At 39.7% G+C, this 17,609-nt stretch carries 15 protein-coding genes, 1 pseudogene and 3 riboswitches; of the genes and pseudogenes, 14 read left to right on the top strand and 2 right to left on the bottom strand.

From position 1 onward, the window contains the following. A partial coding sequence (locus ACFVSH_RS15110) for a M14 family metallopeptidase (protein WP_387706648.1) occupies positions 1-1,620 on the top strand: 1,620 nt, incomplete at its 5' end. 501 nt (positions 1,621-2,121) lie between these two features. Here the strand turns inward: ACFVSH_RS15110 and ACFVSH_RS15105 are convergent. Beyond that, positions 2,122-2,310: an SH3 domain-containing protein gene (locus ACFVSH_RS15105; RefSeq protein ID WP_387595103.1), complete on the bottom strand. Its 189-nt coding sequence runs from the start codon at positions 2,308-2,310 to the stop codon at positions 2,122-2,124. A 66-nt stretch (positions 2,311-2,376) separates the two neighbouring features. Next, the gene (locus ACFVSH_RS15100; protein WP_387706646.1) at positions 2,377-3,810 is read right to left on the bottom strand and encodes a hypothetical protein; all 1,434 of its coding nucleotides are present in this window, start codon (positions 3,808-3,810) and stop codon (positions 2,377-2,379) included. 643 nt (positions 3,811-4,453) lie between these two features. Here ACFVSH_RS15100 and ACFVSH_RS15095 point away from each other — a divergent pair. The 13 genes and pseudogenes from ACFVSH_RS15095 to purU all read left to right on the top strand — a co-directional run. Beyond that, positions 4,454-4,528, top strand: a pseudogene (locus tag ACFVSH_RS15095) (NAD(P)-binding domain-containing protein); the annotation flags it as partial. A gap of 18 nt (positions 4,529-4,546) precedes the next feature. Continuing rightward, positions 4,547-4,774, top strand: a complete 228-nt coding sequence (locus tag ACFVSH_RS15090; protein WP_387595111.1) for a hypothetical protein — start codon at positions 4,547-4,549, stop codon at positions 4,772-4,774. A 279-nt stretch (positions 4,775-5,053) separates the two neighbouring features. Beyond that, positions 5,054-5,153, top strand: a riboswitch (glycine riboswitch). A 3-nt stretch (positions 5,154-5,156) separates the two neighbouring features. Continuing rightward, positions 5,157-5,213, top strand: a riboswitch (glycine riboswitch). A 351-nt stretch (positions 5,214-5,564) separates the two neighbouring features. Further along, on the top strand, positions 5,565-6,944 hold the full coding sequence (locus ACFVSH_RS15085) for an amino acid permease (RefSeq protein WP_387595114.1): 1,380 nt from the start codon (positions 5,565-5,567) through the stop codon (positions 6,942-6,944). 261 nt (positions 6,945-7,205) lie between these two features. Continuing rightward, positions 7,206-7,309: riboswitch (glycine riboswitch) on the top strand. Between the two features lie 169 nt (positions 7,310-7,478). Then, the gene (gene glyA, locus ACFVSH_RS15080) at positions 7,479-8,729 is read left to right on the top strand and encodes a serine hydroxymethyltransferase (protein WP_387595117.1); all 1,251 of its coding nucleotides are present in this window, start codon (positions 7,479-7,481) and stop codon (positions 8,727-8,729) included. Further along, a complete protein-coding gene (locus ACFVSH_RS15075; protein ID WP_387706650.1) occupies positions 8,722-8,919 on the top strand; it encodes an L-serine ammonia-lyase, iron-sulfur-dependent, subunit alpha in 198 nt (65 codons plus the stop codon). The genes glyA and ACFVSH_RS15075 overlap by 8 nt, the downstream gene beginning before the upstream one ends. Before the next feature lie 19 nt (positions 8,920-8,938). Continuing rightward, complete coding sequence (gene gcvT / locus ACFVSH_RS15070; RefSeq protein ID WP_387706644.1) at positions 8,939-10,048, top strand: glycine cleavage system aminomethyltransferase GcvT; 1,110 nt, start codon at positions 8,939-8,941, stop codon at positions 10,046-10,048. Positions 10,049-10,200: 152 nt separating this feature from the next. After that, positions 10,201-10,596, top strand: a complete 396-nt coding sequence (gcvH, locus tag ACFVSH_RS15065) for a glycine cleavage system protein GcvH (RefSeq protein ID WP_387706642.1) — start codon at positions 10,201-10,203, stop codon at positions 10,594-10,596. A 1-nt stretch (position 10,597) separates the two neighbouring features. After that, complete coding sequence (gcvPA, locus tag ACFVSH_RS15060) at positions 10,598-11,950, top strand: aminomethyl-transferring glycine dehydrogenase subunit GcvPA (RefSeq protein ID WP_387706641.1); 1,353 nt, start codon at positions 10,598-10,600, stop codon at positions 11,948-11,950. Then, positions 11,943-13,427 carry an aminomethyl-transferring glycine dehydrogenase subunit GcvPB gene (gene gcvPB / locus ACFVSH_RS15055; RefSeq protein ID WP_387595128.1) on the top strand — a complete coding sequence of 495 codons (1,485 nt, stop codon included), beginning with the start codon at positions 11,943-11,945 and terminating at the stop codon, positions 13,425-13,427. The genes gcvPA and gcvPB overlap by 8 nt, the downstream gene beginning before the upstream one ends. A 249-nt stretch (positions 13,428-13,676) precedes the next feature. Further along, positions 13,677-14,555, top strand: coding sequence for a lipoyl synthase (gene lipA, locus ACFVSH_RS15050; RefSeq protein WP_387595130.1), 879 nt, complete (start codon positions 13,677-13,679; stop codon positions 14,553-14,555). Positions 14,556-14,593: 38 nt separating this feature from the next. Continuing rightward, entirely contained in the window at positions 14,594-14,899 is a 306-nt protein-coding gene (locus tag ACFVSH_RS15045; RefSeq protein ID WP_387595132.1) for an iron-sulfur cluster biosynthesis family protein, read from the top strand. A 104-nt stretch (positions 14,900-15,003) separates the two neighbouring features. After that, positions 15,004-16,401: a dihydrolipoyl dehydrogenase gene (lpdA, locus tag ACFVSH_RS15040; RefSeq protein WP_387706639.1), complete on the top strand. Its 1,398-nt coding sequence runs from the start codon at positions 15,004-15,006 to the stop codon at positions 16,399-16,401. 313 nt (positions 16,402-16,714) lie between these two features. Then, entirely contained in the window at positions 16,715-17,584 is an 870-nt protein-coding gene (gene purU, locus ACFVSH_RS15035) for a formyltetrahydrofolate deformylase (protein WP_387706637.1), read from the top strand. Positions 17,585-17,609 lie beyond the last annotated feature (25 nt).

Raw genomic sequence — 17,609 nt, 5'->3', positions numbered from 1 at the left:
GACAGGGACCTATACGGAAAATGGGCCTATAAACAGGCAGAAGCGATGGAAGCGGAAATAATGAAGGATCATGAGAACTATTCAGGATCCTTGTATCAAAACATGAAAGGTACATATATTCCGCTGCGCGATGACTCCGCTGGCTGGGATGATTACCCACCAATTTTCACACCAATGTATGCGATGTATCATGGTGCTTACGGTCATACATTAGAAGCTCCAACAAATGATTGGGATGGCGTACGATGGATGTATAATTCGATTATGGGGGCACTGAAATTTGCAACAGCTAACAAGCAATCCATGATTACTGACCAAATTGAAGTTTTTAAAAGAGGAATTAACTTTGACCATCCTTTTCATCAGGAAGGGTTATTTCCAAAAACCTACATACTTCCACTAGACCCTAAGGATCCGACTGTTACGAATAAGGCTGTAAATCATTTGATCAATAATGATATTGAAGTTGTTCAAGCCGTGAATGCATTTGAAGCGGATGGAGTGTCATATCCAAAAGGAACGTATCTCGTTGAGATGGATCAGGCGAAGGCAGGATTAGCAAACACGATGCTCTGGGATGGGGAAGACATCACGAACGATACCCCAGCAATGTACGATATTTCCGCATGGAGTTTACCGGAGCTTTGGGGATTCGAGGCAGTAGCCACACAAAATCCTATTAAAGTCAATGCAACGAAAGTAAACAAGATTACAGGTCAAGGAACGGTCTCAGGAAAAGGACCGTTTCTGATTCCGAATAGTTCTGTCCAATCAGTAAATTTAGTAAATGCATTGCTTAAGCAAGGAATACCTATTGTACGTGATGCACAAGGTAACTTCTTTGCAAAAGCTGTAGCTAATCAGGTATCAGCAGCGGTGAAAGAATCAGGGTTACAGGTTGGAACTGCTGAGGTACCAGCAAATGCAGTGGCTATTACGTCTTTAAAAGTGGCTATATTAAAGGATGGAGGTATGGGTAAACAGAAATCACACGCAGGAACAAAGCTAGCTTTGAAAAGACTAGGTTTTGATGTGACAGAAGTTACGCCAGTCGAAGTGGCTAAAAATACCCTTAACGGTTTTGATATTTTTGTCTATAGTGGAACGGAAAATCTCATTTCTACCAACCTATCTGAAGCTAATAAAGAATTTGGGTTACAAAACGCCGGGCAACTTAATGAGTTTAAAGCCAATGTGACAAGCTTCTTAAATGAAGGAGGCAAATATATAGCTGTAGGTGCTGGTGCATCTAGAGCAACTAAAACACTCGGTCTTACAGACGACATCATTAATGTAGGAGGTTCCAACAGTAATGGTATCGTAAAAGTCGATTATGAGGGAAATGGTTTAACAGCAGGATATGGAGAGGATGATATCGGCTTTGTCTATCGTCCAACATGGTTCACTGGTACGGATAATGATGAAGTCGTCGCGACCCTTGCAGATTCAGATAATTTCTTCGTAGCTGGTCACTGGAAAAATAACATAACCGCCAAAGGCCAAGCTGTAATCGTAAAAGAACAGAATAAAGATGTAACTCTTATTGGGTTAGAAGCAGGTTTCCGCGACCACCCGGATTACTTGTTCCGTCTTCTATCAAATGCAATTTTCGAAAAATAGTAGAAACAGCCAAAGCCGGATTCAGCACTGAATCCGGCTTTGGCTATTTGAGTAATGCTAAACGCTTGCTCTGAACTTATTACTTTTAAATCATCTGTTGCAAAAACCGCTGAAACACGATTCTTATCAATAAGTAGTTTTTTTGCCGATTAATAATGGTGATTACTCTTATAATTCACAAGCTGGATATGGATTCACTAACCAGGAATCATTGCAGATGAAGTTAAATGATTGGTTTAGCTGAACAAAATATTAGTATCTAAAGCTTCTTTGAGCGTTTCTTGTTCATAAGTAATATCGGTTGACTTATGGAGTTCGAGAGACCAACGAATTTAGCTCAATTTAAAAAGCATGAACCAAGTAGATTACCGGTTCCTGCCCTCAAGTTGCCAAATTAACTATAAAGGTTTAATTTTTTGGTTTACTTCAGGCTTTTAAATAATCAAGGTCTTTTTCAGTGCTCACCCAATATTGACTTGGGCTTTTCATGGATAGATTTCGCTATTGGACGTTCGTTAAGTATTTTCCATATACATAACCTGTTTCCTTACCGTACTTAATTTTGTACCAAGAACTGCTATTAGTAATGACGGTAACAGTTTGGCTTTTCTTCAAAGAGCCAAGAACTTTCCCTGATATGGAGGGTTTGGAACGGACATTTAACTTTGTAGCATTGACCCTACCAGTCATATTCTTCGCTGCCGGTTTGTTTAATGTGTTGGAAGTCGTCGTTGCACGGTTTGTTCTTACTTGGATCTATCGCTGTAATGTTATATACGTATACTTTCCGTTCAAAACCTTTGATACATCCCATGATGCACTTTGGACACCGGCATTTTTATTAGTATTATTGGTCAGTGTCGCCACGGTTTTGCCTTTTGCATCTTTTACTTGAACAGTTACCTTCGCCTTTTCGTTAATCTCATACTTCAAATCAACTTTATTCGTTCTTGAATCATATGAAGTTTTTATATACTTAATGGAAGGTGAAGTTGTATCGGGTTTTGTTAATGTAAATGTAACCGTTGCCGAGCTTTTATTTTGATTACTATCGATCGTTGCAATTTCAAATGAGTACTTACCGTTCAAAACCTTCGATACATTCCACGAGGTCCATTGGATACCGGCATTTTTCTCTGTATTATTGATCGGAGTAGCTAGGATTTTACCTTTTGCGTCTTTTACTTGAACAGTAACCTTTGATTTTTCATTGGTCTCATACTTTAGAAAAACCTTATTCGCTTTTGAGTCATATGATGTATTTGTATTATTAATAACTGGTGCCGTTGTGTCAGGCTTTGTTAATGAAAATGGAACAGATGCTGAACTTGAATTATTACTACTATCAATCGTTCTAATTTCAAAGGTGTATGAACCGGTGCTTACCCTTGAAGCATCCCAAAAGACTAATTGCGATCCTGATGGCTTTTCGTCCCCTGAAACAAGAGAAGCGACGATATCCTCTTTTTCATCCTTAACTTCCACTGTCACATTCGCTTTTTCATTCGTATCAAAGGTTAATTTGACTTGGTCTGTTTTAGTATCATAATACGTTTTTATATCATTAATTGTTGGCGCTGTTTCATCTTTAGGGGCAGGGTCCGGAACTGGTGTTGGGATTGGCGTTGGAATGACAGGTGCCGGGTCCGGCTTTACTGGTTCTACTTCCTCAGGTTCTGGCTTATAAGCTTGTTTTAAGCTTGTCCCTTCATAATAGAATGCAAGAATCTCGCGATACGTATTTCCCTGTTCGCCAGCCTTTTTCGCGCCATACTGGCTTAGTCCGACACCATGGCCGAAGCCTTTTCCTGAAACGTTAATCGTATCCTTTGCAGTATCCACTTTGTCTATTAAAAAGCTTTTCATGAAGCTCAGACCTATAATGTCTCTAATTTTGGAAGCCGCTACATCTTCTAATATTACACTTTGTTGTAGTGCTTTCCCCTTTTCTTTCACCATAAATTCAATCGTAATACTTCCTTTACTCACCCTGCCGCCACTTGTTGGTGCTTGAAGGGTGAGTAAAGGGACAGCGATAATTCTAATATCTTTGCCTGTATAGCCATTTGACTGTAGCCATGCTTTTATATTAGAAATTTCTTGTGTTTGTTCGACTTCCTTCGTATTAGCCCACCATGTATCTGGTTTTGTCAGATCTAAGTTTGTAAGGTCTATTTGATGCTTCTTCACACTAAAGCTCCATGCAGTTTACGGATCATATGGATCGTTTTTGACCATTAAATATGGTCGCTCTGTGCCGCCCCAAACATTTTTGTTGGACTCCGTTTTTCCACCATTGCTAGAGTAAAAAAGAGCATCTGATCCTATGTCGATACGAATACAAAGGTAGTCAATAAGGTTGCAAAAAGAAGTAATTCAAATACAAATAGATTCGTAACGACACAATGGCAAGTAGACGCACAGCTTCCATGTCCATATTGTAGTCAGTGGTTGGCAGCGACTAACTTCTCCAGACATGCCAAGCGACACTTAACAACCACACAGGATATTTTCACGAATGAGAAATTTAGAGAAAAAATCAAAGAAATGATCCAGGCGAAAAAAGAAGAATTAAATTAGAAATTATTATCATTACTGGGATAATCAAGCATTCTCCCTGTAAGGGTGGGGGTTAAATCTTACAAGAAGAATATGTGTTTATCTACCTGCAAAACCAGGCTCTGAAAGGAGAAGAAAGAACCGGAGTAACGTATATCCAAGTAAATAATTTGGATCAATTAGGATTATTATTGTATAACTAGAGACGAGATTTAAAGATTGATTTCAAAGTAGCTAAGCTTGATTCTAATAATTAAGAAGGGACGAATGGACCATGGCAAAACAACAAATCGGTGTGATAGGTTTAGCCGTAATGGGTGAAAATCTCGCATTAAATATTGAAAGTCGAAAAAGGTGGTGAGCGGAAATGAGTAAGGATAAGAAAATCAAGCTAAAGAAGCCAAAGAAGTGGTGGGGATGGGTTCTAGCAATTATCGTCATTGCTAATTTAGCAAGTGGTTGGGACCAAGAGGAAGTTGTTAAAGAAGAGAAGGAGGATGCCCCTAAGCAATCTTTACTGCTGCAAGGATTCTCGCGAGTCTCGCAATACGTCAATTTTCTCTTTTTCCATACATCAATTGTGATAAAAATATAGACAATATTACCTTCCCCCATCTATAGATCTAGACGTATTTTCAATCGACAAAATGCCTAAATCCTTCGTTATTCTAAGCATCGTTCAAAAGTGGATTGGTTTGCACCTACGATACAACAAATTTGATTTTGCATAGCTAATAACTTCTAATTTATGAACTGTCAGAAAAAAATATCGTCTGCGTTTAAAATTCAGAAAATAGGGATTTTTCGGATAGTTGTTGAAATTCCCATTAAAACCCGTTAATATACAACTATTAAAGCAACTTTATATCAGCGGATGATGATTGTGGGAGAGACTAAACGTTGTTTAGCACCGAAGGAGCAAACCCTAAAAAACAGGGAACTAATCTCTCAGGTAAATGGACTACAATTGGACGCGTCTCTGGAGAGAGCCCAAGGCCACCGAAGGAGTTAAACTCTCAGGTAAAAAGACAGAGGAAGTTAGGAAACCCCCTATCTTTCCCCTGCCCTTTTTGTATTTGGAAAGATAAAAAAGGAAAAAGAGAGGAGTGTGCATTGAAATCTGTTAAAAAGAGTTAATCTTTTAATTTCAACGATTACCGCACAATATTTTTTTCAAAAAGGTTGGTAGATTAGAAAAAAATTAAAAAAGGGGACAGAATATGAATCTATTTTGATAAAAATCTATATCCAGTACCTATTAAGGAAAGCGCTTACATTAGTGGGGTCAGTCTCCCAGTACGCTAAGTATTTAACTCATTGAAGGACTGACCCTTTATAAAGAAAAAAATCCAAGTAGCCTATAAAAGTAGAAAGTGGGGAATCGTATGCAGGAACAAAAGTTGGATAGAGGGTTAAAAAACAGGCACGTACAACTCATAGCTATTGGTGGTGCAATCGGAACGGGATTATTTCTTGGAGCGGGTAAATCTATTCATTTAGCTGGGCCATCAATTTTATTTGCTTACTTGATTACAGGCGTCATTTGTTTTTTAATCATGCGCGCTCTTGGAGAACTACTCTTATCTAATTTGAACTATCATTCTTTTGTTGACTTTGTAAAAGACTATTTAGGTAATATGGCGGCATTTGTTACTGGCTGGACCTACTGGTTTTGCTGGATTTCAATCGCAATGGCCGACTTAACAGCAGTTGGTCTTTATACCCAGTATTGGTTTCCTTCCGTACCACAGTGGATGCCAGGTTTAATTGCGCTTGTCATTTTGCTATTTATGAATCTAGCCACCGTAAAACTTTTTGGCGAAATGGAATTCTGGTTCGCATTAATTAAAGTTATCGCTATTCTAGCACTAATTGGTATCGGTATTTTCATGATTATTAAAGGCTTTTCCACAGATTCAGGCGCAGCCAGTTTCACAAATCTATGGAGACACGAAGGTATGTTCCCAAATGGAATAAATGGCTTTATCCTCTCATTCCAGATGGTAGTGTTTGCGTTTGTTGGTATTGAACTTGTAGGACTTACAGCGGGTGAAACAGAAGATCCAGAGAAAGTTATCCCAAAAGCAATCAATAATATTCCTATCCGGATTATAATTTTCTACATTGGCGCACTTATTGTCATTATGAGTGTCTATCCGTGGAACGCAATCATCCCATCGGAAAGCCCATTCGTCCAAGTATTTGTGGCAGTTGGTATCGCTGCAGCTGCCGGTATCGTCAATTTTGTCGTCCTAACATCGGCCGCTTCGGCATGTAACAGCGCAATCTTCAGTACAAGCCGGATGGTATACTCACTTGCCAAAGATAAAAATGCACCTGTGCCATTTGCAAAACTTAATGCCCGTAAAGTACCTTCCAATGCATTGGCCTTTTCAACTGTCGTCATTCTAACTTCCGTTGTTTTGAACTATTTAATGCCCGAAGGAGTATTTACGTTAATTACAAGTATTTCTACAGTATGTTTCATCTTTATTTGGGGAATTACTGTCATCAGTCATTTGAAATACCGCAAAACAAGGCCAGATCTAGCGAAAATGAACAAATTTAAATTACCACTTTATCCAATTTCTAATTACTTGATCCTTGCTTTCCTAGCGTTCGTACTTGTTGTGCTTGCACTTGCGGAAGATACTCGTGTTGCCTTGTTCGTAACTCCTGTTTGGTTTCTTTTGCTGATTGCGATTTATAAGATGCGAAAAACGAAGGTAGATCAGACGAATCAGAGGAAGGTAGTGGGAAATTAAGTGGCAGTCTGCCCGCTTTAATAAGCAACCATTAAGATATATGAATGCTTATATTTTGATGAGAAAGGGATTATTTTAGAATAGTGTTGTTAACGCTTTCAAAATTGCTTGACATAATTAATCACAACTACTATTCTAAATGTACCAAATTGAATAAGCGAATGACAGTTGTGGGAGAGTGCAATGCGACACAAGCCACCGAAGGAGCAAGTTCCAAAAAGACCCTTGGAACAAATCTCTCAGGTAGATGGAACCACAACTGGACGCACCTCTGGAGAGCGCGTATAAACAAGGACGCCACCAAAGGGGAAAGGTTCTATTTAAAATGGAGCTAAACTCTCAGGTAAAAGGACAGAGAAGGGTAGAGAACGCTACGTTACCCTTTTCTGTCCTTTTTTGCGTGCAAAAAAGGTAGTAAATCATACTGTTTTTAACAGTCTTCATAGAAAAGTAGATGTAGCGGGAAAGAGATTTTAGTGTCTCGAACCGTATTAAAATTCAGAATAATCAAAAAATGATTAGGGGGAAAATGAAATGAGTTTAAAACAAAATGATTTAACCATTTTTGAAGCGATTGAGAAGGAAGGACAACGTCAACATCAAACCCTGGAATTGATTGCATCAGAAAACTTCGTTAGCCCAGATGTATTAGAGGCAATGGGAAGCGTGATGACAAATAAATATGCAGAAGGTTATCCAGGAAAGCGCTATTATGGTGGATGTGAATTTGTCGATGTGGCAGAACAAGCAGCTATTGAGCGCTTAACGAAACTTTTTGGTGCAAAATATGCAAATGTTCAGCCTCACTCAGGTGCACAAGCCAATTTCGCAGTTTTTTTCGCACTGCTGCAGCCTGGTGATAAAGTGATGGGGATGAACCTTTCACATGGTGGCCATTTAACTCATGGAAGTCCAGTCAGCGTTTCAGGAAAATGGTTTGAAGTTGTGTCCTACGGAGTTAAAGAAGATACTCAATTAATTGATTATGATGAGTTGGAAGCTATGGCAAAGAAAGAAAAACCTAAATTGATTATTGCAGGGACAAGTGCCTATCCAAGAACGATTAATTTTGCAAGATTTAAAGAAATTGCCGATCAAGTTGGTGCAAAACTTATGGTGGATATGGCTCATATAGCAGGGCTGGTAGCAACTGGTCTTCACCCGTCCCCAATCCCATATGCAGATGTTGTGACAAGTACTACTCATAAAACATTGAGAGGACCTCGCGGGGGGATCATTTTAACGAACGATGAAGAAATTATCAAAGCGATTAATAAATCCGTGTTCCCAGGAATTCAAGGCGGCCCACTCATGCACATCATTGCAGCAAAAGCGGTTGCTTTCAACGAGGCTTTACAACCAAGCTTTAAGGATTATGCGAAACAAGTCATTGAAAATGCTGCAACACTTGGCGAAACATTAAAAAATGAAGGTGCAGCCCTTGTTTCTGGTGGAACAGATAATCATATTGTCCTTTTAGATTTGCGTCCGTGGAATTTAACAGGAAAAGAAGCAGAGAAATTATTAGAAGAAGCGGGCATTACTGTTAATAAAAATACGATTCCATATGATCCAGAAAAGCCATTTGTTACGAGCGGTATCCGAATGGGAACAGCAGCTTTAACGACTCGAGGCATGAAGAAAGAAGAAATGGTGAAAATTGGTGAAGTGATTGCAACTGTTCTAAAGAGTAAAGGAAATAAAGACGTTCTTGAGAAAGCAAGAGAAACAACCAAAGGGATTTGTGATGTTTATCCGTTATTTCAACAGCCAATAACTGTGTAAGAAAAGGGTAGCTTCGATTGCATTTTCAGCGGCTGACATGTCTCTAGCTGGAATTGAAAGCCGCATTCCTTGTGATGCCATGTATAAGGTAGGAAATGATATGCCATGGACCCTTCGAGAAACGTCATTTGGAGGCCTGGCGATGAAAGAAACCGGCAAACGGATGAAAGAACATTTATTTTGCAAATAATCATAATTGGGGGTAGATCATGGGTACTGAAACAGCATTAAAGCAAACACCGCTTTTTGAAGTATATAAAAAGTACGGGGCAAAAGTTATTGATTTTGGTGGCTGGGCTCTGCCAGTTCAATTTACAAGCATATTAGAAGAGCATGAAGCTGTTCGAACAGAAGCAGGACTTTTTGATGTTTCTCATATGGGAGAAGTGCTTGTGGAAGGGAAAGATGCCGAGAGTTATATTAACTACCTTGTTACAAACGATGTGACAAAGCTTAGCATCAATCAAGCACAGTATACCGCAATGTGTTATCCAGACGGTGGAACGGTCGATGATTTATTAGTTTATAAATTAGGGAATGAAAAATATTTACTTGTCATTAATGCAGCAAACATTGAGAAAGATTACGAATGGATGAAGCAGCGTGTAAAAGGAGAGATGGCGCTCCAAAATATTTCGGAAGACATCGCTCAGCTTGCCATCCAAGGACCAAAGGCAGAAAGCATTCTGCAAAAGTTAACGGAAATAGATTTATCAGAAATTGGTTCTTTTAAATTCGCCCAGCATGTCAACATCTCTGGGATTACCGACGTACTTGTATCCCGTACAGGGTACACAGGAGAAAATGGATTTGAACTTTATTTATCTGCAGACAAAGCGGTAGTACTTTGGGGAAAAATCTTAGAAGCAGGAGCCACGAGTGGATTAAAACCATGCGGACTAGGTGCACGGGACACGCTTCGTCTTGAAGCACGGCTTGCACTCTATGGCCAAGAACTGAGTAAAGACATCAGCCCGCTTGAAGCAGGAATCGGCTTTGTCGTAAAGACGAATAAAGAAAGTGACTTTATCGGAAAATCTGTTCTTACAGAACAGAAAGAAGCTGGATTAAAACGAAAATTAGTAGGAATTGAAGTAACAGGCAGAGGGATTCCGCGTCATGGCTACAAGGTAATTTCTAAAGGTGGAGAGGAAATAGGTATTGTTACATCCGGAACACAATCACCATCTTTGAAGAAAAGCTTAGGTCTTGCCTTGATATCAGCCGACCAAGCTGACGTGGGGGCGCCGATAAAAGTGGAAATCCGAAATAAACTGATTGAAGCCGTTATTGTTGATACACCATTCTACAAAAGATAAGTGGAAATATTTTAATAGAGTTATCGTGTAGTTTTCTTAAGTTGATTTCCGTTACCTTGCATGCAGCCCGAAATCGACGACCTGCTATGAGTAAATCACCTAAATTATATTCGGAATTATATGAATAGTGAAAAAGAAAAGGGGAAAATACAATGACAAAAGTGATATCAAGTTTACGATATAGCAAAGAACATGAGTGGGTACAACAATTAGAAGGAAATCGAGTACGTATTGGGATCTCTGATTATGCACAAAAGGCATTGGGGGATATCGTCTTTGTTGAAAATCCGGCGATTGATGATGAAGTAACTGTCAATGAATCGATGGGAACGATTGAGTCAGTTAAAGCCGTTTCCGAACTTTACTCACCTGTTTCAGGTACGGTAGTTACTGTAAACGAAGAGTTAGAAGGTTCTCCAGAGACGATTAATGAGCACCCATTTGATGCAGGGTGGTTAGTCGAAGTAGAAATGTCCAATCCAAAAGAGTTAGATTCACTTCTAAACGAAGATGAATATCAAGCATTTACTAATGAAGGAGTGGAATAATATGACAGCCACTTATAGATACCTCCCTGATACGAAACAGGACCAAGAAGAAATGCTAAAATTTTTAGATATTTCTTCTATAGATAAGTTATTTGAAGATATTCCAGCTGAAATTAGCCTGCAGGATGAGCTAAACATTCCAGAGGCGGTTCCTGAACCGCTTCTTTTGAAAAAAATGAATCAGCTTGCTACAAAAAACAAAAATGCGAATCATTACCCAACTTTCCTAGGTGCGGGTACATATGATCACTATATTCCAAGTGTGGTAAATCATATGATTTCACGTTCCGAATTTTACACAGCTTATACCCCCTACCAACCGGAAATCAGTCAAGGTGAATTACAAGCGATTTTTGAATTTCAAACGATGGTTTGTGAGTTGACAGGAATGGATGTGGCTAACTCTTCCATGTACGATGGGTTTACATCGCTTGCAGAAGCTGCATCACTTGCCGTTGCATCTACAAGACGTTCAAAAGTGCTTGTATCCAAAGCGGTACATCCTGAATCCCGTGCTATTTTACATACAGTAGCTGGAGGTCCGGGATACACAGCTGAGGAGGTAAATCTTGTTGATGAGGTTACAGATTTAGGTAAGCTGCAAGAACAAATTGATAAGGACACTGCTGCCGTAATTGTTCAATATCCAAATTTCTTCGGTTCGATAGAGGATTTACAAGCAATAAAGCAAATTGCGGAAGAAAAAGGTGCCCTTTTAATCGTAAGCGCCAATCCTCTTGCACTAGCACTCTTACAAGCTCCTGGGAAACTTGGGGCAGATATTGTGATCGGTGATATGCAGCCATTAGGAATCCCGATGTCCTTTGGCGGTCCGCACTGCGGCTATTTTGCGGTAAATAAAAAACTCATGCGCAAAATCCCAGGACGAATTGTAGGCCAAACAGCAGATGAAAAAGGACAGCGTGGATTTGTGTTAACACTTCAAGCACGTGAACAGCATATACGCCGTGATAAAGCCTCATCCAATATTTGTTCCAACCAGGCATTAAATGCTCTTGCCTCCTCTATTTGTATGACATCACTTGGAAAGCAAGGGATTCGTCAAATGGCACAGCTAAACATTGAGAAAGCTGATTACATGGCGAAAACTTTAGAACGGAAGGGCTTTACCATAATCAATGAAGCACCATTCTTCAATGAGTTTGTTGTCGGGCTTCCTCGACCGGTAAAGGAAGTCAATGCAAAACTTCTTAAGGCGGGTATTATCGGTGGATTTGATTTAGAAAGTGATTACGGCTTTGGAAATCAAATGCTGCTTGCTGTGACTGAGCAGCGAACAAAAGAAGAAATTGACCAATTTGTTGATGCTTTGGAGGCGATTGTGAATGGTTGAATATAATGAGTTAATTTTTGAAATAAGTCGTCCAGGACGTGTAGGTTCAAGTATTCCGAATAGTGACGTTGACTATGTTGATTTAAATGACAAATTTCCAAAGCATTTAATTCGTGACGAACCGGCGGAGCTCCCAGAAGTATCAGAGTTGCAGCTTGTCCGCCATTACACAGCGCTTTCTAATAAAAACCATGGGATCGATAATGGATTCTATCCACTGGGTTCTTGTACGATGAAGTACAATCCGAAAATAAATGAAGATGTGGCACGTCTGGAAGGCTTTAGCCGCATTCATCCATATCAGCCCGTTGAAACCGTACAGGGTGCATTAGAAGTTTTATATGAATTGCAAGAAGAGCTAGCTGTCATTACAGGAATGGATGCTGTAACTTTACAGCCATCTGCAGGGGCTCAAGGGGAATGGACAGGTTTAATGATGGTTAAGGCGTATCATGCTCAAAAAGGTGAAACCAGAACGAAAGTACTTGTTCCAGACTCCGCGCACGGTACAAATCCTGCAAGTGCAAGTGTTGCTGGTTTTCAAACGATCACGATCCCATCCGATAAAAATGGATTAGTTGACCTAGCAGAATTAAAGAAACATGTGGGACCTGATACAGCTGCGCTAATGTTGACGAATCCGAATACCCTTGGACTTTTTGAAAAAGAAATTGTGGAAATCGCAAAGGTTGTCCATGAAGCAGGGGGCCTATTATATTATGACGGAGCGAATGCCAATGCCATTTTAGGTAAAACAACACCAGGTCAAATGGGCTTTGACATCGTGCACTTAAATCTTCACAAAACATTTACGACGCCTCATGGAGGTGGCGGTCCAGGGGCAGGCCCTGTCGGTGTGAAAGAGAAACTTACTCCTTACTTGCCAGTGCCGCGCATAGAAAAAGAAGGTGATAAATATGTGCTGAACGCTAATTATCCGCACTCTATCGGAAGGGTAAAAGGGTATTATGGAAACTTCGGAATTCTTTTGCGGGCGTATACTTATATTCGCACGATGGGGCCTGAAGGGCTGCGCCAAGTATCTGAAAGTGCCGTGCTTCATGCGAATTACCTTCGCAAAAGATTAGAGCCATATTTTGAAGCGCCATATTTACAAATTTGCAAGCATGAATTTGTCCTATCCGGATCTAGGCAGAAAAAGCTGGGTGTAAGAACGCTTGATATGGCAAAACGTCTGCTAGATTTCGGCTACCATCCGCCGACCATCTATTTCCCGTTAAATGTTGAGGAATGTTTGATGATTGAACCGACAGAAACAGAGTCGAAGGAAACACTCGATGCTTTTGCGGATGTAATGATTCAAATTGCCAAAGAAGTGGAAGAAAACCCAGGGGTTGTTTTAGACGCACCACATACTACGGTCATCGGGCGATTGGATGAGGTCCAAGCAGCTAGACAACCGATCTTGCGTTATTCCAAAGAGGAAGTAGTAGAGGAAGAAACGGTAAAGTCATAAATTAATAATTGAACATGAACCACCAGGGATGAAAATAAAGAGAAGAATCTCAAATCTCATTATTTCATTCATGGTGGTTTCATATAAGCACGTGTAAAAAGGATGACAAAAAGAGCGAAGATGTGCAAGGAGAAGAAGTCTTGAGAACCAAAATGTCAGAGAACGGAGAAACTCAATCGGTCTTTTTATAGGCAATTGAATAACCTCTTTAAGCTAAAATTACATATGCTCATAGGAGTGAGAAATAAAATGTCCATCAGTAATCTTCGTAAACCAGAATGGCTTAAAATTAAATTAAATACGAATGAACAATATACGGACTTAAAGAAAATGATGCGTGAAAAAAAGCTTCATACAGTTTGTGAAGAAGCAAGATGTCCTAACATTCATGAATGCTGGGCGGTCCGAAAGACGGCAACTTTCATGATTTTAGGAAGTATATGTACACGAGCTTGCAGGTTCTGTGCAGTTCAAACAGGGCTACCATCAGAGCTTGATTGGGAAGAGCCTGAACGTGTCGCAGAATCAGTAGAGCAAATGGGCTTAAAGCATGTTGTGATTACCGCTGTTGCTCGTGATGATTTAAAAGACGGCGGAGCAGAGGTATTTGCGGAAACTGTAAAGGCAGTGAGGCGGCAAAATCCATTTTGCAGTATTGAAGTTCTCCCCTCCGATCTGAATGGGGAATATGACAACTTAAAAACATTAATGGATGCAAGGCCAGACATTTTGAATCACAACATTGAAACAGTAAAACGCTTATCTCCAAAAGTTCGTGCACGTGCAACATACGAACGTTCATTAGAGTTTTTAAGGCGGGCAAAGCAAATGAATTCCACTATCCCGACGAAATCAAGCATTATGATTGGTCTAGGAGAAACACAAGAAGAAATTATGGAAACGATGGATGATCTTCGTGCTAATGATGTGGACATTATGACTATTGGTCAATACTTGCAGCCGACTAAACGACATTTGAAGGTCGAAAAATATTGGAATCCAGAAGAGTTTGAAGAACTGAAAAATATTGCCATGTCAAAAGGGTTTAGTCATTGCGAAGCAGGTCCGCTTGTTCGCTCCTCCTATCATGCAGATGAACAAGTCCGTGCAACTAAAGCTAATGCGTAATCATTTTTCAATAATTCATTAAGAAAGGGGAGAATCAGATGATAGTCAAAATAACAGAGGCAGCCATGAATAAACTGAAGGAAATGACACGTAAGGATGCGCAAATTCCTCGTATTGATGCTGATATTGCGGGCGGCTGCGGGGTGTCGGTGAAGTTCTCCCTCGTAATGGACGAGCCCCGCAGAAATGATGCAATTATTGAATATGAGGGAGTTCAGCTTAGATTAGATCATTTTACAAAACGCTATTTAGATGAAGAGACACAAATTGATTATTTAGAAGATCATGGCTTTATTGTTGGAAAAATCTTTGCATCCAGTGAATGTGCTATTGAAATAAATTAAAGAATCGTCACGGCTTACCTATTAATAGAATAGATCGTGTTTAATAAGTTGTTTTTCTTACTTACTCTATCCATGGTTATGAAAACAAAAGGGGGATATATTAGGTGAATCAAGAATATGACGTTGTTATCATCGGCGGCGGTACCGGAGGATATGTTGCGGCCATTCGTGCGTCTCAATTAGGGTTAAAAACGGCGGTCGTGGAACAAGGTAAACTTGGTGGAACATGCCTTCATGCAGGTTGTATTCCAAGTAAAGCATTATTAAGAAGTGCTGAGGTGTATTCGAATACAAAGAAAGCAGATAAATACGGTGTTATTGCACCGGAAGTGCGACTGGACTTCTCAAAAGTTCAGGCCAGGAAAGAAGAAATTACTGAACGCTTATTTAAAGGTGTACAACATTTAATGAAAAAAGGGAAAATAGATGTGTTTGAAGGTAAAGGAAGCATTTTACAGTCGAAAGATGTTTTAGTGAAATTGAATCATGAAGAACGGGAAATGATATTATGTCCTCGAAATATTTTAATAGCGACAGGATCTCGTCCAAGGACATTACCCGGCCTAGAAGCAGATAGCGAATATGTGATGACATCGGATGAAGCTCTACAAATGAATGAGCTCCCAAATTCCATCATTATTGTCGGCGGCGGTGTTATTGGAATAGAATGGGCTTCGATGCTTATTGACTTTGGATTAGAAGTAACTGTGATAGAGTATGCCGATCGCATTTTACCGACGGAAGATAAAGATATTTCAAAGGAAGTACAGCGATTAATGAAGAAAAAAGGTGTGAAAATCGTAACAGGGGCAAAGGTGCTTCCAGAATCGTTAGAAAAAGGTGAGGGTGTCTCTATTAAAGCGGAATATAAAGGGAAAGACACGACGTTTTCAGCAGAAAAATTATTAGTATCTGTCGGAAGATTACCAAACATAGAAGGCATTCACCTTGAAAATACGAAAGTTGAAGTCGAACGTGTTATTCAAACAAATGAGTATTATCAAACGGATGAGCCAAACATTTATGCAATTGGAGATGTAATTGGAGGATTGCAGCTTGCCCATGTTGCTTCACATGAAGGAATCATCGCAATTGAACATATGGCAGGAGAAAACCCTGTGCCACTTGATCCATCGCTTGTTTCAAAATGCATATATAGTAGCCCGGAGATAGCTAGTGTTGGACTAACAGAAGAGGAGGCGAAGGAGAAAGGGTATCAAGTAAAAACAGGAAAATTCTCCTTCCGTGCGATTGGAAAGGCACTTGTTTTTGGTGAATCAGACGGGTTTGTCAAACTTGTTGTTGAAGAAGAGTCTAGTAAGTTGTTAGGAGCGCATATGGTTGGGCCACATGTAACCGATATGATCTCAGAAGCGGGTCTTGCACGAGTATTAAATGCAACAGCTATGGATATTGCGCAGACGATACACCCTCACCCAACATTAGCGGAAGCAATTGGGGAAGCTGCCCTAGCTGTATATGGTAAGGAAATACACGCCTAGTTAAAAAATTGTGAAAGAATAGGGGCGAACCTTCTGATAGGTGGGAGAAGAAAGGCGGTAAGCAGGTAGTATTATTTCCTCTACTTTAAGCGCTAAGAAACCTGAAGATATGAAGGTTGAAATGAAAAAAACGTACTTCAGTAATCTTTAAGGTTCTATCGCCCGCCCTCACTGTAGTTCATGAAGGCTAGAATTGAAATTGTAGTTACAGTATTGTTCGGACACCGAAAGAGGTTGTGTTTAGCCATCATTCTGAATTCGAAAGCTTTCTACAACTTTTACATACAACTCTAAAGGATGGTGAGAGTCAACATTGTATAAAGAAGTGAATGTTAACCGTGCTAGATTATTAATATCTTGTCCAGAGAAGCCAGGTATTATCTCGGCTGTTTCTAACCTTTTATTAAAAAGCAAAGCAAATGTTGTTCATTTTGACCAACATACGACGGATCCACAAGCAGGTATGTTTTTTATGAGGATCGAATTTGATTTAAACGACGTTGATGCTTCCTATGCAAAACTTGAGGTGGACTTACATGTGCTGGCTCAGGCTTATGCCATGGAATGGACCTTAAGTGGTAATAAGAAAAAAAAACGAATGGCCATCTTTGTATCCAAAATGGATCACTGTCTTATGGAGCTTATATGGCGTTGGAAATCAAATGAACTTCCAGTAGAAATTCCGATGGTAATCAGTAATCATCCTGATTTTAAAAAAATAGTAGAAAGCTATGACATCCCTTATTATCATATTCCTTTAACTCATGAAATGAAGCAACAAGCAGAACAGAAAGCGCTAGAACAACTGAAAGGGAAAGTAGACTTTATTGCCTTGGCTAGATATATGCAAATTCTTTCCCCTACATTTATATCGGAGTTTCCAAATCAAATTATTAACATTCATCATTCGTTTTTACCGGCGTTTGTCGGAGCAAATCCTTATGCGAGGGCCTATAATCGTGGTGTTAAGTTAATTGGAGCAACTGCTCATTATGTTACGAATGATCTTGATGAAGGACCCATTATTCAGCAAGATGTAAAGCGGGTTAATCATAGACATACAATAGAAGAATTAAAGGTTGCCGGAAGTCATGTGGAAAGACAAGTTCTTGCCCAAGCTGTTTCCTGGCATATTGAAGATAAAGTTATTATTCATGGTAATAAAACAATCGTGTTTGATTGAGTACAATATTAATACGTTTCAAGAT

This window comes from Peribacillus sp. NPDC058002, assembly GCF_042886655.1.
GTDB classification, from domain to species: domain Bacteria; phylum Bacillota; class Bacilli; order Bacillales; family DSM-1321; genus Peribacillus; species Peribacillus aracenensis.
Note: the sequence above shows the minus strand (reverse complement) of the source record. Positions and strands in the feature narration are given on the sequence as shown.

Coding starts and splice junctions, on each gene's coding strand:
- ACFVSH_RS15105 (WP_387595103.1), bottom strand. CDS start 2,310: ATGACTGGTAGGGTCAATGCTACAAAGTTAAATGTCCGTTCCAAACCC.
- ACFVSH_RS15090 (WP_387595111.1), top strand. CDS start 4,547: ATGAGTAAGGATAAGAAAATCAAGCTAAAGAAGCCAAAGAAGTGGTGG.
- ACFVSH_RS15085 (WP_387595114.1), top strand. CDS start 5,565: ATGCAGGAACAAAAGTTGGATAGAGGGTTAAAAAACAGGCACGTACAA.
- glyA (WP_387595117.1), top strand. CDS start 7,479: ATGAGTTTAAAACAAAATGATTTAACCATTTTTGAAGCGATTGAGAAG.
- gcvT (WP_387706644.1), top strand. CDS start 8,939: ATGGGTACTGAAACAGCATTAAAGCAAACACCGCTTTTTGAAGTATAT.
- gcvH (WP_387706642.1), top strand. CDS start 10,201: ATGACAAAAGTGATATCAAGTTTACGATATAGCAAAGAACATGAGTGG.
- gcvPA (WP_387706641.1), top strand. CDS start 10,598: ATGACAGCCACTTATAGATACCTCCCTGATACGAAACAGGACCAAGAA.
- gcvPB (WP_387595128.1), top strand. CDS start 11,943: ATGGTTGAATATAATGAGTTAATTTTTGAAATAAGTCGTCCAGGACGT.
- lipA (WP_387595130.1), top strand. CDS start 13,677: ATGTCCATCAGTAATCTTCGTAAACCAGAATGGCTTAAAATTAAATTA.
- ACFVSH_RS15045 (WP_387595132.1), top strand. CDS start 14,594: ATGATAGTCAAAATAACAGAGGCAGCCATGAATAAACTGAAGGAAATG.